Below are 987 nucleotides of genomic sequence, written 5' to 3'. Positions count from 1 at the left end.
GTCGGTTTCGTGGTTCGACGTGCGCGACACGCAGCGCCGGTCCGGCGGTCGCGCGGCTCAGTCGGCGGCGAGGGCCGCCGCGGCGAAGTCGCGCACCGCGGCCCGTGCAGCCGGCGGGTCGAGCACGACCGCGCGACCGGGCAGCCCCGCGACGAGCCGCACCACACCGTCGAAGCCGTTCGACGCCGCCAGCCGGATGCGCACCCGGCCGTCGGTGTCGGGCGCGTCCGCCGTGTCGGCGAGGAAGTCGGCCACGAGCGGCAGCGACGAGGAGTCGAGCTCGACGGTGACGATCACGTCCTCGGCTGCCTGCTGGAACAGCGTGTCCGGGATCACCACGTCGTCGATCGACTTCTCCGCCGGGCGGTCGTCGACCCGCACACCGGACATCCGGTCGAGCCGGAACGTCCGGAGGGCCTGGCGATCGAGGTCCCACGCCCGCAGGTACCAGTCGGTGTCGATCGACTCCACGCGCAGCGCGTCGACGCGGCGGGTGCTCCCCTGCGTGCGCGGACCGGCGTACTCGAACGCGAGCCCGCGACCGTCGGCCATCGCCTTGCGGATGACCGCGAGGGCGACGTCGTGCAGGTCCTGCCCGACGGCGACGTTCGCGGCCGCGCCACCGGCACCGCGGGACAGCTTCGCCATGAGCGCGCGGATCGCGTCGCGGTCGGCGGCCTCGGGCAGGGCGGACAGGTACTGCAACCCGGCGATGAGGGCCGACGCCTCGCGCGCCGAGAGCCGCGGGGAGTCGTCGATCGCGACGAGGTTCGTCAGCACGATCATGTCGTTCTGGTCGAAGTCGTCCCACGCGATGTCGAACAGGTCGCCGTGCTGGTACTGCATCGTCTCGCCGGGGACGCCGGACACCGCGATGAGCTCGACGGCACGGCGGATCCGGGTCTCGGGGACGCCGAAGTGCCGAGCGGCCTCGGCGACCGAGACGCGTTCGCGGTCGATCAGGTACGGCACGAGGGCGAGCAGGAA

The 987-nt window shown here is 73.2% G+C and carries 1 protein-coding gene; it reads right to left on the bottom strand.

Annotated elements, in window-relative coordinates:
* Positions 1–57 precede the first annotated feature (57 nt).
* Positions 58–987: YafY family protein (locus BIV03_RS16030; protein WP_071296406.1), on the bottom strand; the 930-nt coding region annotated here is incomplete at its 5' end.

The organism is Curtobacterium sp. MCBA15_016 (assembly GCF_001865105.1).
In the GTDB taxonomy this organism is placed as follows: domain Bacteria; phylum Actinomycetota; class Actinomycetes; order Actinomycetales; family Microbacteriaceae; genus Curtobacterium.
This window is presented reverse-complemented; position numbering and strand designations above follow the sequence as displayed.